Origin of the sequence: Paenibacillus residui (genome assembly GCF_042677205.1) — a bacterium.
In the GTDB taxonomy this organism is placed as follows: domain Bacteria; phylum Bacillota; class Bacilli; order Paenibacillales; family NBRC-103111; genus Paenibacillus_L; species Paenibacillus_L residui.
In genome coordinates this window covers 1-18,470 of sequence record NZ_JBHTIU010000053.1, presented here as the reverse complement: position 1 = coordinate 18,470, position 18,470 = coordinate 1, and the positions used below count along the sequence as shown (strand labels likewise).

Genomic DNA, 18,470 nt, shown 5'->3' with positions numbered 1-18,470 from the left:
CTTAGTGCTAGTTTATTATTACTATTAAGAAATGGATGTGAGCGGGAATGAAAGTGCCTGTAGGAATCTCCAACCGTCATATTCACTTAAGCCAACAACATCTGGAAGAGTTGTTCGGAGCGGGTTACCAGCTCAATAAATTGCGAGATCTTAAGCAGGTCGGACAATACGCTGCGGAGGAGACGGTAACTCTAATCGGCCCTAAGGGGAAGATTAACAACGTGCGGGTATTGGGACCGCTGCGCAAAGAGACACAAGTTGAAATTTCCCGCACGGACAGTTATCTGCTCGGTGTGGAGCCGCCGATTCGCGATTCGGGGGATCTGGCAGGAAGCGCCGGCATTATAGTTCAGGGGCCGCATGGGGAAGTTGTACTGGATCAAGGAGTCATCCTGGCCTTCCGTCATATTCACTTCTCGCCGGAAGATGCGGAGCATTTCGGGGTTAAGGATAAGCAATTTGTCTGGGTATCGGTGGGAGGCACCCGTTCCTTGATTTTGGAAAATGTTCTGTGCCGCGTGCATCCGGACTATCGTCTGGAATTCCATATCGATACCGATGAAGCCAACGCCGCCGGTCTGCGCAATGGCATGGAGCTGGAGGTCATCGTTCCTTACCGGAAGGAAGCCGTTACTTATGACGAGATCCGCCGTAAGGAGAAGCAGCTCGTGCTTGTATTGAACTGCGGAAGCTCTTCCGTTAAATATAAGCTCTACGAAATGCCTACGAACAAGCTGCTGGATTCCGACTACTTGCAGGGAGTTAAACGGGAGGAACAGGAGAATGTTATTCGCGACGTGATCCAGAAGTTTTCCCATCTGGATATTTCCATCGTCTCCCACAGAGTGGTTCATGGAGGAGAGGCCTTCAAGAGTTCTGTTATCATTGACGAGGACGTCAAGGAGAAGATCAGGCAATACGGTCGGTTCGCACCGCTGCATAATCCGATCAACCTGAAAGGCATTGAGCTGGCACAGCGTTATCTGCCCAAATCCGTTCATGTGGCCGTGTTCGATACCGCCTTCCACCAGACGATGCCGCCGTCCTCGTACCTTTACTCCATCCCGTACAAATATTACGAGCAGTACGGCATTCGGAAATATGGATTTCACGGCAGCTCGCACCGCTATGTCATGCATCGTGCGGAGCAGCTGATGGAGACACCGAAGGAGAAGCTGCGCCTGATCAGCTGCCATATTGGAAGCGGGGTCAGCATTACGGCCATCCGCAACGGCGAATCCATCGACACATCGATGGGAATGACCCCGCTGGCCGGATTGACGATGGGGACGAGAAGCGGCAATATCGATCCTGCGATCATCCCATACATTCAGGAAATAGAGGGGACCGATTCTTCGGGAGCCATCGATATTCTGAATACTCAAAGCGGATTGCTGGGCGTGTCCGGCGTATCCGGGGATCTTCGGGAGGTCATGGCCGGAGCCAAGGCAGGAATCAAACGATGTGAACTGGCCCTGCAGCTGTTCACTACCCGCTTGCACAGTTATATTGGACTTTACCTCGCTATATTGAACGGAGTCGACGGCATCATCTTTACCGCCGGAATCGGCCAGAACAGCCCGGAAGTCCGGCAGAAGGTATGCAACGGACTGGAATCGTTCGGAATCATCCTCGATCGCGAGGCCAACCGCACGATCAAGAGCGAGGGCTTCATCAGCAGTCCGTATTCGCCTGTCAAAGTCATGGTCGTCCCGACGAACGAAGAATTGGTGATGGCTACCGACGCCTATCAGTTATACGTCAAAAATCCGGATGCAAATACGGCTGCCAAACAGACTCCAACTATCGGCACCGCGTAATCATTCATGTTATTTATAAATTAGATACAATGCGATACAAAGAGGCTGCCCAGGTCACTTATGACGGAGGGCAGCCTTCCTTTTTGAAAATTAGCTGTCAGCCCATGATGACGTGGGCGACAACTATCTTGAAAATCCGTCTATTTTCATTTTCTGCTGGTGCCGTGCAAACAGAATGCTTCGTCTAACTGGATTTCCTCCATCTAGTTTGCCTGTTTAAGGTGAAAAGCGAAAACTAACTGGATTTCCTCCAGCTATTTTACGATTAAAGGGCGTTATCAGCAGAAAGTACCGATTCTAACTGTAGTTTTTCCATTTACTTTAATCACTTTCTGTCTGTCGCTTCAATTTACCTGCATAAAATCCAGCCAGATGACTTTTTTCGGCCAACCGGGCTGGTTTCGGCGTTGCCCCTAGTAAGTTTTAATCTATCATTCCATGGCCAAATTGGGGGCTGCCCACCCGCCATGCAGCGTACAACGCACGCCGGGACAAGTTAAGAAAAGCAAAAAAACTGCCCTCCAGTAGTTGTTTACTGAAGGACAGTTCATCCTTGTATTGCATCCGGGCTTCATTATTATTGTGCCGCGGCTGCTTCCATCATTTCCACGAATTGATCGGGATCGATTCCCTGGCTTTCCAAAGCGCTCAGGAACTCTTCCCACTCTTCATCGGTCATATTCTCGAAGTCAAAGCCTTGCAAAGCTTCCCAGTCAATACCTTCCAAGCCTTCCATACCCAGCTCTCCCGTAAGCTCATCCTCGTCGTAATAGACATCGGCGCCGCCATAGAGAGAATCCATTTTCTCGATGAACTCTTCCAGCTTGACTGCATCGGTAGGAACTCCGATCTTGAATTCTACTTCTTCATTGATGTTGGTATATTTCACGTCACCTTTTAACCCGAGCTTGAAATTCATGTCTTCGTCCTTGACATCGACATCCAGGTTAATGGCTTGGTAGTTTACGAAGTCTTGTTTGTTAACGGCAGTCAAAATGCTGAACTCGTTAATTTTTAACGACTTGCGCATTTCATCGATAGCTTCCTTCAGCTTGCCGGCATCGGTAGACTCGAGATCCTTCTTGGCGGTATCCAGCTCTTCCTTGCTAATTTGGAACATGCCGGCATATTTTTCGCTGGCGATCAAATCAATGATTTGCGGTGCCGCTTTTTCAACGATGGTTTTGACGGCTTCTTCCAGATTCTCATCAGTAATCGTGAATTTCACGACGTTTTTAGCTTCAATGCCTTCAGGCAGCTGAGCTTCGTCCTTTTTCAACAGTTGGAAATGATTCTGCTCATCGAAGCTGCCGAGAAGAGCCTTCAGCGCATCCTGACTGAATTCCTGCTGTTTCTTGAAGTTCAAGAGCTCCGGATTGAATTCTTCTCCGGCTTGCTCGCTCAGTTCTTTCATATCCATTTCGACAAATTTACCGACAAGCTCCTGCGGAAGAGGCATCATCGGAATGTTGGGGATTTTCACCCACATTTTATCCTGGGTAAGGACGAACGGGATGCTGAATTTCATCTCCATGTCGCCTTTCAGGTTCATTTCCAGCGTCATCTCGATCTGCTGAGGATCCTGCTTGAACACTCCGCTCGCTTTAATATCAGCGTTTTTCAGCATTTCGCTGACCATCGCCATCTCAGGGTTAGCATTCAGCACTTCTTCCGGAAAATCCATCGACATAGTCATTCCCATCTCGAAGGCACCGGACTTCATATTCATAGTGTTGGTCAAGCCTGTTTCAATAGCGCTTTTAGGCGATGGTTTTTTCCCACAGCCGGCTACGATAAGCGCGATGGAAAGCATTAGTGCAACAATTAACCCCAATTTTTTTCTTTTAATAGACATTTCTTCTCTCCTCACTCCTTTAGCAATCGTGCAGCCAAATTCGAATATACCATAAATCGACATATGGAGAAATGGTCCCTTAGAATCGAAATATCCCTGAAAAATGGTAAGTTCCCTATAAAAGAACAGTAGTTTTATTCCTTTAAAGTCATAAGTTTAAGTTGGTTTTCCGCGTCGTTATACACTTTTTTGGAACTTCGTCAAAGTCGGCAATTTTGAAAAGCAAGGAATATTCATGAAAAAAGGGGAGTGAAAAAGATAAATGCAAACGGTTAATACTGTAAAACATTTCCAATATATATGGCAGAAATTATTTGAATATAGGTCCAAATACCTAAAAAAATATTAGTTTCGGATTAATTGCTGCCTGGGGAGTAGATGTTTTTCTAGGTTCGGAAGAGCAGCCGCATGGACTAGGCAGCTTTCATCTTCGCGTGGTGGGCAAACGCCGATTTCCAGTAGATAGCCTTCGATTTTAGTTGAATGCCTCGTGTTTATTCGGCAGCCGAATGCATACAAATGTAGAAAATGCATGAACCACCTGATGCATATAAAAGGGGACACGGACATGAATTCTGTCGAACCGACTCTTCAAGAATGGAAGGAATGCATTGCCGCGGCTTTGCATTTCAAACAACTTCGCTGCTGGAATTGGATAACCGACGAAATGGTGTTCGGCGTGCAGAATCCGGAAGACGGGAAGATCGGGTATTGCTGCATAATGGGCTCTTCGGACGATATTGCCGATATGGCGGCTCTGTCGATCCATCTGGGCAGCGAGGGCCTCGAAGGGCTCCGGAGGATACGCAGTGAGGATCTTCTCCCCGATGAATTGCTGCATGCCCAGCATTGTATAATGGTTTCTTTCGAAAATCGGGAAATGCTGGAAAAGCACGATGTGGAGCTTTATAAAAAAATAGGCCTGAAGTGCAGCAAGAATGGTTGGCCCTATTTCCGTTATTTTGAGCCGGGTTATGTTCCATGGCTATTGAGCGGGGCGCAGGTCCGGTTTATGACTATAGCTATAAAGCAAGTAATCGAAACGGCTTTGCGGTTTAAATCCAATCCGGGCCTGCTGCGGCGGGAGGACCATCCATATTACCTGGTACGGGTTCCGTTTAGGCGGAACGGCGGTTTGATCTGGACGGACCGGTGGGCGGTACCGGAACCGATGGTTCGCTCTCGGGTTCCTGCAGTTTGGCTGGATGAATTGAGTCTGCGCCGAATCCAGGGAACCCTGCCGAAATGGATGGGGATATGGGAAATGGATGTTTTCTATGCTCCGGTGCCTTTGAAGGGCAGGGACAAGCTGTATTTTCCGAAGATGTGTTTAATCGTTGATCATTATTCCGGCGAGGTATTGCACACTCATTGGTCTGAGACCGGCGGGGAGCCGTTGGAATTCGTCGAACAGTGGATAGCATTGATGCAGCGTCTGGGAGGAAGGCCTTTCAAGCTTTTGGTACAGAGAGAGGAAGTGCTGGAATCCTTCGAATCGGTCGCTCTCGGTCTTAATATCCAGCTGGAGCGGGCTCCGCGGCTTTACAGGCTGGAGGAGATCAAGATGCATCTTTATGATGAACTGGCCCCTTTTTAGATTTTGGGAAAGTTCCCCGTTCCTGCGAACTTCGAAGCGATGAACCGCGCATCTGTTTCCCGGACCGGCCTTCAGCCGTCCCTGCCGATCACGGAAGCTCGTATGACGCGATTACGATGAAGATACCGGACACCGCTTATTTGGGTAATATCCCCTTCGCTCAGTTTGGTGGAGCGAGCCGTTGGGAGCACTCGGGGAGATAGTAGGAGATGAAGGTCTGAAGCGAGGAAGGCAGACGAGTCTCCATGGTATTTGGGTAATATCCCCTTCGCTCAGTTTGATGGAATGGGCTACAAGGTGCACTCAGGGAGATAGTAGGAGATGAGGGTCTGAAGCGGGGAAGGCAGACGAGTCTCCCCCGCATTTGGGTAATATCCCCTTCGCTCAGTTTGATGGAATGGGCTGCTAGGTGCACTCAGGGAGATAGTAGGAGATGAAGGCCTGAAGCGAGGAAGGCAGACGAATCTCCCCCGCATTTGGGCAATATCCCCTTCGCTCAGTTTGATGGAATGGGCTGCTGGGAGCGCTCAGGTTAATGTAAGCCTATGAAGACGTGGGTTTGGAACCGGGAAGGTGATGTTCGGCAACATCGTGAATAAAGTGACAAAGGGGCTGTCCAATAAGTCCCTTAAACAAAAAAGTTGGGCGGAAAAAACGTAATGTTTTCCGTCCAACTTTTTTGTAGGTCTGCTTTTGCAGGAAAGTAGCGAGGCGAATGCCTGCTACTTTCAGTAGATTGTGGGCTAAAGCCACAATCCCGAACTCCACGTGAACCTTTTCCAGTCCCCGCAAGGAAAACCGGCGGAACGAGCGATTGCCCTTGATGTGACCGAATACGCTCTCTACCTCCACTTTACGTTGAGCATAGATTGCGGATTTTTTGTCATCCTCAAGGGCTTTTTTGGCCTTCGCTTTCAACTCTTCCCATACCGGGTTCCAGTGAACCTGGCGGTTGCCTTTTGCTTTCGTGCATGCTGGCTTCAAGGGGCAGTCGCTACAGTCTTCACATTCATAGATCTTAAAGCTCTGTTCCAGACCTGAGCGGCTCTTCTTCGTCAGATACTTTTTGAACCGAACATATCGGCCATTGGGGCAAATTAAGCGATCTTCGAGCTCTTCATACGTCCAATTGGCTGCATGCTTGATGTCCTTTTTGTAGCGCTTGGTTTTCTCTTTCATGTAGCTTCCATAAGGCATGAGAACATCAAAACGCGGCTCTTTTTCTTCACCTATCGCATATAGGTAGTTCTCTTCACTCCCATATCCTGCGTCGGCAATGACCGTTTTAGGCATCGGCAAAGAAGACGCCGCGAGTTTCTCCATATGTGGAATGAAACAGCGTGTATCCGTGGGCCGCTGATGAAGGCTGTAAAATAAGATAAATTGGTTCTCGGTGGCCATTTGTACATTGTAGCCAGGCTTAAGCTGACCATTCTTCATATGGTCTTCCTTCATCCGCATAAACGTCGCATCCGGGTCGGTTTTCGAATAGCTGTTACGATCACCGAAACAAGCTTTCTGTGCCTCATATTTGACTAATTGAGGAAGAAAATCTTTACGAATGAGCTTCAGTGGCTTTTTTAAGGCACTGCGCTTTTTACGCATTTCTTTTCGTTGATCCACGCTTTTTTCCTCGGCGATTTGTTCCGTTAATCCTTCGACCTTTTCTTCAAGTATGGCCGCTGCCTCTTCTAGTTTGACAGGCAGTTCTTCCGGCTCTCCTTCTCCATGCTCATCGGCTTCCTGATGGGTGATCGCCTGAATATGACGAAGGGTCTCCCGAATCTTTTCCTTCAACTTTTCTTCAAAGCGTAGCGTCGATTTTTTCCACACAAAGGAATACTTGTTGGCATTAGCTTCAATCTTCGTGCCATCCAAAAAGTATTGCTCCATCGTAATATAGTTGTCCGCGATGAGTTTTCGAATCATCGTCTCGAACAGTTCGTCCATAAACGCCTTCATCCGCACACCGCGAAAATCATTCAAGGTACGGAAGTCGGGTTGCTGCATCGCAGCCAGCCACATCGCCGGAATGTTTTCTTGCAACAGCTTTTCGATGCTGCGGCAGGAGTAGACTTTTTGTGAGTACCCGTAAAGGATCACCTTCAGCATCATTTTCGGATGGTAGGAGCTGCGACCACCGCCTCTATAATGAGCAAACAACTGCTCGTCAGGGATCGCTTCAATCATGTCATCAATGACACGAGCGACATGATGCACAGGGATCAGCGCCTCGAGATCTAAAATCATGTGCATCTGTTTGTTGTCGTAGGGTTTGAAGGTAGGCGCAAGATTTCGTTTGGAGACTGCCTTTTCTTCCATATCCTCTAGAGGAAGCGTCAATTGCATGGTATAATAATTGTTAGTAGTCGTTAGATTACTCATAAAAAACCGTCCTTTTTTGGAATGATTGTGTGGTAACTTTCATTTTACAGGAAAAGACGGTTTTTTTGTGTACATTTTTTACTTTCAACAAAAACGGGGCGTCCAAAAGTCAGTTTTCACTGACTTTCTGGACAGCCCCTTTTCAACGCTTTTAGCTTAAATCAGCCAAAGACGCGCAAATGTGCAGGTGAATTTGGCCATTTGGCCTGATTTTCAGGTTTTTGCGGCAAAAGACCTGCACTTTCGCTCGTCTTTTCCGGGATTTATCCGATTCCCGATAAAAGACCTGCACTTTCGCTTGTCTTTTGATGCATGGAATCAACGGTTCCAGGAAAACGAACATTTAGCAGAGTGTTGTTAGGCCAAAACCGGGTATATTCCCAGGGGCCTCGCTCCTTATCTATAGCTAGATAAAACGGTATAGGATGGAATCCTGTATCGGCTTGTAGCCGATAGTTTGGTAGATTTTGTTGGAGGTGTTGTTTGCCAGATCGGTATACAAGGTGCAGAAGCGGTAGCCTCGATCAAGCAGAAGCTGGCTGAGGGAAGCGACACAAGATGTGGCGTAGCCTTTGCCCCTGAACTCTGCAGGAGTATAGACCATATTGATGGTGACGCCACTGGCTGTCGGTCTCGCCATCATGGCCATGGAGACGGCTTTCTTGTCCTCCCACAGATAGAGGGAGCGTTCCTCCACACCGTTCCGTGCTTTGGCCAAAGCCTGTTCATGGGAAATAAGCTCTCCCACTTCCTTGGCAAACTGATACAGCCATTCCGCGGTTAGATGAATATCTTCCGCCGTCGCGACTCTTAACTGACCCGGGCTGTAGTCCATGTCGAGGACCCGGTCGAGGCGGTAAATGCGCTGATTCATGACCACCTCGGATGAGCACTGGGTGTTCCGTTCCCAAGCCCGAATGAATTCGGCAGCAAGAACCGGATCGCCTATCACTCCCGGCACGCTTATGTTCATGGCCATCACGCTGTTCGCCGCGAACAGGAGCGCTTCCTTCCCAAGCTTGGGAGGCTTGCCTGCTAGAATCAGCCCTTTAGGCGGGGTCATAAGCACTATAAGGATAGGTTCATCCCCCTCTTTCACCGCGGCCATGACCGGTTCGCCTTCCATTCTCCTCTTTCCCTCAGCAAGGGAGTGCAGAATTCCAAGGGCGAGGCTGTTCTCGGCTTCGTGCCGCTCCAGGAAAGCCCCCACCTGCTCCAAAAATTGCCTTGGATCGTTATAGATGTGCCATTTCATCGCTATCACATCCCGCTTTCTTCTTATTATTAGAGGCGAGGCGAACTAAGCTGCAGATAGACTATATCTCATTATTAAAGCAATCTCTGATTCGCTAAGGTTAAACGATTTTTTTCACTCCATGGTTGACTGATTTTATAAAAAGAATAGGTGGTCAAAAGGGAATCTTGGCTCCTCCTCGTCCAGCCGGTTCAGGACCGGAAGCGCAAAGTAATGGGGAGAGCCCCTTTCGAATCATACATCCATCCATTAAAAAATCACGATAATTGCAAGGCTCCGGGTCATTTGGCGAATGTGCCCGGTCATTTTTTTCCAGACTTTTTTTAACTATCATAGCTTCTGCATGCCAAAAGTCAATAAAGAATTTCAACAAAAGAGGCGACTTTGTTACCCGCCTCTGCACAGTTTTTGGTCTAAGGGACTTCAGAGACCTTAATCGGTCCAGAAGGGCCCTCCGGCAGCTTTACCGGACTCAGATAACCTTATTCTCATAAAAAGCAGGGGAAAAGAAGAGAATTCTATGAAATAAGCGCATCGGTGTCCGTTAGCCTAACAAAACAACTCACTTTGACAAAATAAGGTCTCTCCTGACCGTCTAGTTCCATTGCGCTGCTGTACAACGGTTAGACTTTCACTAGCACCATTCTCCTACCGTTCATTTGTTCGCTTAATCGGCCCTCTGATGTGTTCTTACGAATCACCCGAAAGGACCTGCTATTCACCTACGAACAGCCTATGAACCACGGGCAAATATGCTGCGAAAAGCCTGCATAAATAGAGACAAAGCGGCGCGATTGCGGAGGAAGCTTCAAAGAGATGAAGCTTTCTTACTGCAAATAGGGTAAACTAGAACCATGGACAACGCAGATTGGCCGGCATTTAGGGCCGGCTTGGCGTGAATTTTGCCGGAGGGATAGGAATGAGTAGACATGGGGGCAGACAGACAGAGCAGAGAAAAGCGGAGCATATCGACATTTGTTTGAACCGGGATGTGGCGGGCCAAGGGATCAGCACGGGACTGGAAGCTTATCGGTTTCGTCACAGTGCGCTTCCGGAAATCGATTTTGCGGAGATTCGGCTGAATTCCTCCTTCCTCGGAAAACAACTGGAGGCGCCGCTAATGATCAGCTCGATGACCGGCGGAACGAAGGAAGCGGCGGATATCAACCGGCGGATAGCGGAAGCCGCGGAAAGCAGAGGCTGGGCGATGGGGCTCGGTTCGGTACGCGCAGCGATCGAACACCCGGAGCTTGCCGCCACTTTTCGGGTGCGCGATGTAGCGCCGTCGATTCCCGTCCTGGCCAATCTGGGAGCGGTTCAGCTCAATTACGGCTATGGCGTTGACCATTGCCGCCGTGCGGTGGAGCTGTCCGGGGCCGATGGCTTGGTGCTTCATCTCAATAGCATGCAGGAGCTGTTTCAGCCTGAAGGAAATACAAATTTTAAAGGGCTGCTGAAGAAGATAGAACAGGTCTGCCGTGAACTGAAAGTGCCGGTCGGTGTGAAAGAGGTCGGCTGGGGCATTCGCGGCGATCTCGCCCAGGCTCTGTCCGAAGCGGGAGTCTCGTTCATCGATGTGGCGGGTGCGGGAGGAACCTCCTGGAGCCAGGTGGAACGATACCGCTCCAGGGACCCGATCCGGTCGGAAGCCGCGGCCGCCTTCGCCGGGTGGGGGCTGCCTACGGCAGCATGCATCCGGGAGGTGCGGTCCCGGCTGCCGGAGGCCGTCTTGATTGGGAGCGGCGGCCTGGCGAACGGGGTGGATGCCGCCAAGGCATTGGCCCTTGGAGCAGATATAGCGGCCTTCGGCCGATCGGTGCTGGCTTCGGCCGTTCAGTCCGCCGAATCGCTGAACCGGCTGTTCGAACGGATCGAATTCGAGCTGAAGGCTGTCCTGTTCGGAACGGGAGCCGCCACGGTCCGGGAATTGAAGGAGAGCAGCCCGTTGGAAAGCGTGTATGCTTGACGGATGCGGGGTCCGTTTGAAAGGCCTGCGCAACTGCGGGATCAGGCAACGGATCCCTACCGCCAAAAAAGCCGGCATTCCTTGAGGGAATACCGGCTTTTTGTCTATTATGCACGGGCAGCCGCCTGTCCTTCAATGACGGGTTTGATAGGCTGCGTACGCCTGCCCTTCGCTAACGTCGGTAGGCCGTCGAAGCGGAAGGATCGATGCTGTCGATGGCTCCGATGCTCCCGATGGCTCCAGATCACTTTCGTTTTTTGGCGTGCTTTTCAATTAATTCGACGATGCGTTCCACGCTGTTTTGCACGGAGCTTTCTTTCATAGCGGCAATGTAGCGGTTCCTTCCGTCGTACAGCCCGTTAACCGCCTGGAGCAGCGTATCCGGGGTTAAATCCTCTTCAAGCAGCACTTGGCTGAAGCCGCTTTTGGCGAAGGATTGGGCATTGATGATTTGGTCCCCCCGGCTGGCTTGCTTCGACAGCGGAATGAGCAGCATCGGTTTCTTCAGCGCCAGAAATTCGAAGATCGAATTGGAGCCGGAACGGGAGACGACCAGGTCTGCCATAGCCATAATATGAGGCAGCTCGGCCTGAATGTATTCAAACTGCTTGTAGCCTTTAACGCTTCGTCCCGCATCGACCATTCCCTTGCCGCAAATATGAACGATCTGATAGCGTTCGAGCAGCCGGTCGAGTGTGGCCCGGACCGTTTCATTGATGATTTGGGAACCGAGGCTTCCTCCCATCACCATGAGCACCGGCTTGCCGGCCGTGAATCCGCAGAGCCTTCTGCCTTCGTCGGCCTTCCCCTGGAACAGCTCTCTCCGGATCGGAGGCCCGGTATGAATGGCCTTATCCCCGTTGAAGTGTCGCAGGCTCTCTGGGAAAGTGACGCACACTTTGGCGGCGAAAGGGGTGGACAGCTTATTGGCGAGCCCCGGGGTCATGTCGGATTCGTGAATGATGACCGGAATCCGGTTCAGCCAGCTCCCGAGCACAACGGGAACGGAGACAAAGCCTCCCTTGGAGAAAACGATTTGCGGCTTTATTTTTCTCAAAATCCGGTAAGCCTTCAGGACTCCCTGCATGACATGAAACGGGTCTTTCAAATTTTTCAAATCCAAATATCTTCTCAGCTTTCCGGAAGGAATGGCGTGGTAAGGGATATCCCCCAGGTTTTCTATAATTTGCTTCTCTATTCCCGCTTTGGAGCCTATGTACTCTACGGCCCATCCTTTTTCCCGCAAGCTTTGAATAATGGCCAGGTTGGGGGTAACATGACCCGCCGATCCCCCGCCGGTAAACACAATTTTATTGTTCAGCATGATCGCCTCCGTTGGTATCTGTCATCCACAGGCTCTTCGGTTTGTATATAAATAACGGCAGGCTAGGATTCACCGTTCTGCAAGAGCAGTCACCTGTTCTCAAAAGTTACATTAGAAACGTCATCTTGGCGCGAGAACCGCCCAATGACGCGCTGCGAAATCGCCCCGGAAACATCCGGAGCCACAGGCCGGCCGATTTCGGTCATTGTGCTACGCCTTCTCCAGCAAGCCTTCCGTGAAATAAGACTCTCGCTTGACCGGCCATTCCGCTCCTCTTTCCCAAGCGAGCACGAAAGCTTCATAACGCATTTCCTTAGGAACGGAAGAGAATGAAGCCAGATCGCCAAATACGCGGTTGATCGATGCCATCTGGGTCTCGTGGGCTTGCAGCGCTTTAGCTTTGATCGGCCAATCCGTGGAAGTGTCCAGCATAAGGGTGGGCTTGTGCCCTGCTTGAAGCAGAGCTTCGCTGGCATAATAGTAGAGCTTCTGAACCTTGGGGCAGCGCCCGCTCAGGACGGCTTCCTTGACTGCAAAATGGACGGCCACATGATCCGGATGCCCGTAAATTCCGTCCTCGGGGAAGGTCACCACGATCTCGGCCTGTTCCCTGTTCAGAAAGTCGGCGACATCCTCCACAAGCTGTGAAAGAGGGACATCCTTCAACGTACCGTCACCATAATCCAGTTGGCAGACGGTGGCAATTCCGAGAATATCGGCGGCATTCCTCAGCTCCTGCTTGCGTCTTGCGGCCAGCTCCGCTTTGGTCAATGGAGCAAATCTACCGGCTTTGCCGGCGTCCCCCGGAGTGAAGGTTTGCAGCACGAAGCGGTCCTTGCGGCGGCCTATTTCGAGAATGGCCGAGGATGCGCCGAATGCTTCGTCGTCAGGATGGGCAAGCACTCCGGCAATGGTCGTTCCTGTCATCGCTTAATCCTCCTAATGGGCTGTTTTGCCAGACTGAGGGCGGGATTCCCGCACTTTCATCCATTATACCTCTATCCGCGCAGCCGGCACCATAACCATTTTGCAAAGCGTGCCCCTTACCGGTTTGCCGCAGGAAGCAAAACATGCTATACATAGTAGTAAATCGAAATAAAATGGGACAGGCTGCCCGCCAGAACGAAAAGATGCCAAATGGCATGCTGGTAAGGGACCGTTTTAAGGATATAGAAGACCGACCCCAATGTATAGAAGATTCCGCCGGCGACAAGCCAGGACATTCCGGCAGCCGGCAGCCTTTCGGACAATGGCCCTATGACGATCACAATCATCCAGCCCATGCATAAGTAGAATTGGGTGGAGATTTTGGCAAATCTCGCGGGATGGAACAGCTTCAGGCTAATTCCGAACAGGGCGAGACTCCAGATGAAAATGAACATGGCCCAGCCCATCCATCCCTTTAAAGTGACCAGCATATAGGGAGTATTGGTTCCTGCAATGAGCAAAAAAATAGCGGTATGGTCCAGAGTCAGAAGCCGCTTCTTCCAATCTTCTCTCTGAATCCCGTGCATCAGTGTGGAAGATAGATAGAGCAGGACCAGGGAGAAGCCATAGATGCCGAAGCTGATTAGGCGCTCGATTTGCTGACCGTTCTGCGGATGACTGATGAGCAGCAGAAGAGCGGCGATGCTCAGAACCGCGCCGATCCCGTGAGTAATCGTGTTCGCAGCTTCTTCTCTCCAAGTAGTGTCCATAAGAACAAGCCTCCTTAGCCCGTTGCGTTATTCTATAGAATTACAATATGGGCGGGAGCGGAAAATGGTCACTCGGCGGACAAGGCTTTTAATAAGATCGATCCTGTCTAAAGCGGGCTGCTTAAGGAAATTTCATATAAGGTTCATCCATGGCAATGTCCGTCACTTTATTGGCTGTCCACGTCATCGGCATGTTGATAGAGAAGGGAGGCCACAAGCCCCTCAGGGCGTGATGGGTTAAGAAAATGAGAGAGGAGCAACTTCCGGGTGGCATCAAATAAACCGAGAATTAAAGAATTGGAAATCGTGAGGGCTTTCGCCATCATGGCTGTTCTCATGATCCACAGCACCTCGGAGGCAACAGTGGATATCCCGCTGGGGAGCCGGTCCCAGGTTATCTATTTGGTTATTAACAAGCTGAGCAATTTTGCGGTGCCGGTGTTTGTCATTCTAAGTGCCATCGTTCTGTTCTACCGTTATTACGACTCGTGGAACGTCCGGGAGGCGCTGGCTTTTTACCGCAAAAGAATCCAATATATCGTTGTGCCGTATTTGCTGTGGTCGTTTTTTTATTACGTCTATAATCAATGGCTGCCTACTAAAGACTGGTCTGGAGTGACGATCGATTGGCTGCAGTTCGCGGATAAGCTGAGGTGGGCGGAAACTGGATATCATCTTTATTTCATCATTTTGATTCTGCAATTTTATCTGCTGTTTCCATTGCTGATGACGGCTGTAAAATATTGGAGATGGTTCAGGAAATATTGGGTCGTTATCGCCTTCTTGTTTCAAACGGCGTTCTATATTTATCATTACTGGGTCCACTCGTTCGAGCATCCGGCGACTTTATTCGGCACTTACATCGGTTTGTTCGCGGCGGGCGGGGCTATCGGCATGAATTATGAGCGGTTCCGCAATGCTTCCAAGCATATTTGGTGGGTGCTGGGAAGCGGCATTCTGTCCGGGTATACGTTCGCCCTGCTCTTCGTTCTGAGACAGCATGATATCGATTTCGGGCCGCCGGCGATGGAATTTTTCTTCAATGTGTATGCGATGACTATGGCGGTCAGCCTGCTGTGGATCGGCGTCCGGCTGCTGGAGGACCTGCCCGGGTTATCCACGCTGTTAATGTCCATGGGAGCGGCTTCCTTCGGCATTTATTTCGTGCATCCGGCCTTGCTGTCCTTCTGGAGATATCAATTCGTCTTTCCGGGAGACTCGGCCGCCTATCAATGGTCCACGCTCGGCGCGGCGGTCATGACGTTCACCGTTCCATGGCTGCTGGTCGTGCTCCTTAAGAAATGGAAAATCTCATGGATATGGTTCGGAAAATAAGGCGGACACCTAAGCTCGAGGCCTGCAAATTTGCAGGCTTTCGGTTTTTCGGCCCGCGCGCGAAGCGGTTAACCGAGCTTTTTAAACGATTTTAGACAAAATTAGGGACAGCCTCTTAATGGCTTCAACGGAATGGAGGGAATAAGGCGGGATGAAGCATCCGTTTGAACGTAAAAATATCCGCGGAGAGCGGCTGGTGGAGTTCCTTCGCGCTATCGGCGAGGAAGGGGTGAAGACAGAGGACCTTTATTTTCTGTGTATCGGTACGGACCGCTCCTCCGGTGATGCCTTCGGTCCGCTGGTCGGAAGCTGGCTGCGCGAGGCCGGTTACCGGAATGTGACCGGGACATTGGATTGGCCCTGTGATGCCGATACGATGGAGGAGCATCTGCAGGAAATTCCTGCGGGCAAAATCGTGCTCGCCCTCGATGCATGCCTCGGGAGGGAGGCTTCCTCCGTCGGGCTGTTCCAAGTGGCCGCGGAGCCGATAGAGCCCGGCAAGTCCATGGGCCATACCTTGCCGAAGGTCGGGCATTTCAGCATTGCCGCAATCGTCAATCGCAACGAAGGCCAGCCTTATCGCGTGCTCCAGACGACTTCGCTCTATTTGGTCATGACGATGGCACGGGAGCTGGTTCAGGCGGTGCAGACTGCCTTCCCATTGGAAGCCGCGCCCGGAATTACCCGACCTCTCCGCTTCCGGGAACGATGAGACGCTAGGCCGTACAAAGCCTGGTGAGAGAGGTGAAATAAGCGAAAACCAGCTCTTCGGATGGCGGTTGTTATTTCCATACCTCGATACAGTCCGGGTCATCATTGGCCACCTGTCCGACACGGGGATTAACCGGGTAAACGGTCATTTGCTCGGCCGGATAAGGTACAAGCAGCTCCGATAGAATGCGGGGATCGCTCACATTACGGTCCAGCCAAAGCGCTTCGTTCTGAGGATCGAGAATCGCCGGCATCCGGTTATGGATGGGAAGGACCAGCTCGTTGGGCGGGGTGGTGATGATCGTACAGGTGCTGATCTTGTTGCCTTCCGGTGAGATCCAGGTATCGTATAATCCGGCCATGGCAAATATCTTCCTGTCCTTGCGCATTATCCGCATAGGCTGCTTGTCCCCATTTTCTGTTTTCTTCCATTCATAGAAGCTGTCGGCGGGGATCAGACACCGTTTCCGTTGGAAAGCTCCTCGGAAGGAGGGCTTCTCCTGCAAGGTTTCCGCTTTGGCGTTGATCGTTTTGAAGCCGATTTTCTCATCCTTCGCCCAGGAAGGAATCAGTCCCCAGCGAAGCGTCCCGATTCTGCGCCGGCCCTGATGCTCAATGATGGCATGGACGGCTTGTCCCGGAGCCACGTTATATCTGGGCAAATATTCATAGGGCAGAGGCTCTATGCCAAATCGCCCGAAAATTTCCTCAAGCAAGACGGTAATGGTGTATCTGCCACACATGTTCCATCCCTCCTCTTCATATACTTTTTTACCACATTAGAAAGTTAAAGTTCAATAAAGCATTAAAATGGAACAACTTTCTAATTGGCATAAAAAGCAACCTCTAATACCGGGTTATTCATCTTTGGTTCAGGTGCTCCCCGCAAAGTACCCGGAATAAGCTTCGAAGGTCACACGTCACTTTGTGGGGTTTTTACAGGGCTTCGTCAGGAGCTTTTTTTACCACAACCGCTCCCGGATAAAAAAGCTGTTCCCATCAAATAACCGAAAAAGACGTCGGATAATTTTAATTTGTGTTTTACAAAATTCGCGTTCATTTTTAACGGGAAAAGATTAAACTGTAGGTCACGGCGCACTCTGACCGTTCACCTTTAATAAGATTGCAGTAAATTCCATTAAATGCCAATCACCAACTGCTAACTCCCAACTAACTATATACGGAAACGAGTGCCATCTTTCGCCCAATATAAGGCAAGACGCCTTTCCGCCTTTCCTTTAACCAAATTCACTTAAACCAGTGGCCCCAATAGCCCCAATAGCCCCAATAGCACTTCAACCGGGCGACCTGCGAAAATTGTAAAAAACCAGGCGATTGGAGAGCTTTGCTGCATTTTAATTCGCCATCCCTTTCGGGGTGGGAATCAAACCATCATTACACGGCCGCCCTGCCGCGAAAAATTGGACAGCGAATTACTCACTGTCGTCTTAAATAGTTGTAACATGCAAAAGAAGGAGGATGACTCCATGCCGGAAATTAATCATATTCACTTGGCTACGGATAAAGGAGAAATTTATTGCTGTCTGCGCAATCGCGTGGTGGTGTTGGATGAAGACCACCGTTCCCGGTTCTGCAGCAGCTGCAAGATGTATAACGGGGATGCAGGAGGGAAAGGGGTGGAATGCGTATGGAATGACCAGCGGGACGTAAGTGATCCCCATTTGGTGACGGATCCTTACAAGGAGTGGGTGGAGAATCAGAAACGCAAAGATTCCGCCTTTCCGTCAACGAACCCCTCCTCCTTCGCCACGATATAAGGAGGAGGGATGCTGCGGCGAGCCGTACGATGGGGCCCTCCCTGTCTGGGAGCCCCATCGGAAGGTGGGCCGGCTCACAAACAGCGGAGCAGGTCGCCGGCGAGAATCGATGCCGGAGCCGACCGCTCCGCCGCGGCGCGATCCCCGGCCGCGCCATGCAGCCATACGCCGAACGCCGCCGCTTGCTCGGCCGTGAGGCGCTGCGCGAGCAGGCCGGCAATGACGCCGGCGAGCACGTCGCCCGTGCCACCGGTGGCCATCCCCGGGTTGCCGGTCGTGTTCACGTACACGACCCCATCCGGGGTGGCGACGACGGTGCGGGCGCCCTTGAGCACGAGCGTGACGCCGTGCTCCTCCGCGTAGCGGCGCGCGAGGCCGATGCGGTCGCGCTGCACCTCTGCGGTGCTGAGCCCCGTCAGCCGGGCCATTTCGCCCGGGTGGGGCGTCAGCACCGTAGCGGCCTCGCGCTTGCGCCAGGACGCGAAATCGGGCGCATCGGCGAGCATGTTGAGCGCGTCGGCGTCGAGCAGCAGCGGGCATTGCGCGCCTTCCCAGATGGCGCGCAGCCACTGCACGTCGTCGCCGTAGCGCCCCATGCCCGGGCCGATCGCCAGTGCGTCGCGCCCTTCGGCCAGCGACAGCACCTGCTCGGCGGACACCTCGGCCCAATCGCCGTGGCCGGCGTCAGGCAGGCCGGCGAGCATGGCCTCGGGGAGGCGTCCGAGCAGGTGCTGCACGAGGCTGGCC

The 18,470-nt window shown here is 51.3% G+C and carries 14 protein-coding genes; 6 read left to right on the top strand and 8 right to left on the bottom strand.

Annotation, left to right across the window (positions count from 1 at the left end):
* The first annotated feature begins 47 nt into the window (after positions 1-47).
* Positions 48-1,820, top strand: coding sequence for an acetate/propionate family kinase (locus ACFQ03_RS16160; RefSeq protein ID WP_144936932.1), 1,773 nt, complete (start codon positions 48-50; stop codon positions 1,818-1,820).
* Positions 1,821-2,397: 577 nt separating this feature from the next.
* Here the strand turns inward: ACFQ03_RS16160 and ACFQ03_RS16155 are convergent.
* On the bottom strand, positions 2,398-3,675 hold the full coding sequence (locus tag ACFQ03_RS16155; RefSeq protein ID WP_144936938.1) for a hypothetical protein: 1,278 nt from the start codon (positions 3,673-3,675) through the stop codon (positions 2,398-2,400).
* A 568-nt stretch (positions 3,676-4,243) separates the two neighbouring features.
* Here ACFQ03_RS16155 and ACFQ03_RS16150 point away from each other — a divergent pair.
* Complete coding sequence (locus ACFQ03_RS16150) at positions 4,244-5,272, top strand: DUF7309 domain-containing protein (RefSeq protein ID WP_144936940.1); 1,029 nt, start codon at positions 4,244-4,246, stop codon at positions 5,270-5,272.
* Positions 5,273-5,815: 543 nt separating this feature from the next.
* Here ACFQ03_RS16150 and ACFQ03_RS16145 read toward each other — a convergent pair.
* Positions 5,816-7,657, bottom strand: coding sequence for an IS1182 family transposase (locus tag ACFQ03_RS16145; RefSeq protein WP_379289388.1), 1,842 nt, complete (start codon positions 7,655-7,657; stop codon positions 5,816-5,818).
* A gap of 406 nt (positions 7,658-8,063) precedes the next feature.
* Positions 8,064-8,912, bottom strand: a complete 849-nt coding sequence (locus ACFQ03_RS16140) for a GNAT family N-acetyltransferase (RefSeq protein WP_144936943.1) — start codon at positions 8,910-8,912, stop codon at positions 8,064-8,066.
* A gap of 919 nt (positions 8,913-9,831) precedes the next feature.
* On the opposite strand from ACFQ03_RS16140, the gene fni reads away from it, so the two are divergent.
* Positions 9,832-10,878, top strand: coding sequence for a type 2 isopentenyl-diphosphate Delta-isomerase (gene fni / locus ACFQ03_RS16135; protein WP_144936946.1), 1,047 nt, complete (start codon positions 9,832-9,834; stop codon positions 10,876-10,878).
* A 244-nt stretch (positions 10,879-11,122) separates the two neighbouring features.
* Here the strand turns inward: fni and ACFQ03_RS16130 are convergent, their stop codons facing one another.
* From ACFQ03_RS16130 to trhA, 3 genes are all read right to left on the bottom strand, one after another.
* A complete protein-coding gene (locus ACFQ03_RS16130; RefSeq protein WP_304505323.1) occupies positions 11,123-12,199 on the bottom strand; it encodes an undecaprenyldiphospho-muramoylpentapeptide beta-N-acetylglucosaminyltransferase in 1,077 nt (358 codons plus the stop codon).
* A gap of 213 nt (positions 12,200-12,412) precedes the next feature.
* Positions 12,413-13,129, bottom strand: coding sequence for a PIG-L deacetylase family protein (locus ACFQ03_RS16125; RefSeq protein ID WP_144936951.1), 717 nt, complete (start codon positions 13,127-13,129; stop codon positions 12,413-12,415).
* 146 nt (positions 13,130-13,275) lie between these two features.
* Positions 13,276-13,899, bottom strand: a complete 624-nt coding sequence (gene trhA, locus ACFQ03_RS16120) for a PAQR family membrane homeostasis protein TrhA (RefSeq protein WP_144936954.1) — start codon at positions 13,897-13,899, stop codon at positions 13,276-13,278.
* A gap of 267 nt (positions 13,900-14,166) precedes the next feature.
* Here trhA and ACFQ03_RS16115 point away from each other — a divergent pair, with 267 nt between their 5' ends.
* On the top strand, positions 14,167-15,234 hold the full coding sequence (locus ACFQ03_RS16115) for an acyltransferase (protein WP_150960069.1): 1,068 nt from the start codon (positions 14,167-14,169) through the stop codon (positions 15,232-15,234).
* 151 nt (positions 15,235-15,385) lie between these two features.
* Positions 15,386-15,946 (top strand): spore protease YyaC, encoded by a 561-nt coding sequence (yyaC, locus tag ACFQ03_RS16110; RefSeq protein ID WP_150960068.1) that lies wholly within the window; start codon positions 15,386-15,388, stop codon positions 15,944-15,946.
* Between the two features lie 70 nt (positions 15,947-16,016).
* Here yyaC and ACFQ03_RS16105 read toward each other — a convergent pair whose 3' ends face one another.
* The gene (locus ACFQ03_RS16105) at positions 16,017-16,688 is read right to left on the bottom strand and encodes an SOS response-associated peptidase (protein ID WP_150960067.1); all 672 of its coding nucleotides are present in this window, start codon (positions 16,686-16,688) and stop codon (positions 16,017-16,019) included.
* 744 nt (positions 16,689-17,432) lie between these two features.
* Between ACFQ03_RS16105 and ACFQ03_RS16100 the strand changes: the two genes are divergently transcribed.
* Positions 17,433-17,723 carry a hypothetical protein gene (locus ACFQ03_RS16100; RefSeq protein WP_150960066.1) on the top strand — a complete coding sequence of 97 codons (291 nt, stop codon included), beginning with the start codon at positions 17,433-17,435 and terminating at the stop codon, positions 17,721-17,723.
* 74 nt (positions 17,724-17,797) lie between these two features.
* On the opposite strand, the gene ACFQ03_RS16095 is transcribed toward ACFQ03_RS16100, so the two are convergent.
* Positions 17,798-18,470, bottom strand: a 673-nt coding sequence (locus ACFQ03_RS16095; RefSeq protein WP_379289383.1) for an NAD(P)H-hydrate dehydratase, incomplete at its 5' end; no start/stop codon positions are given.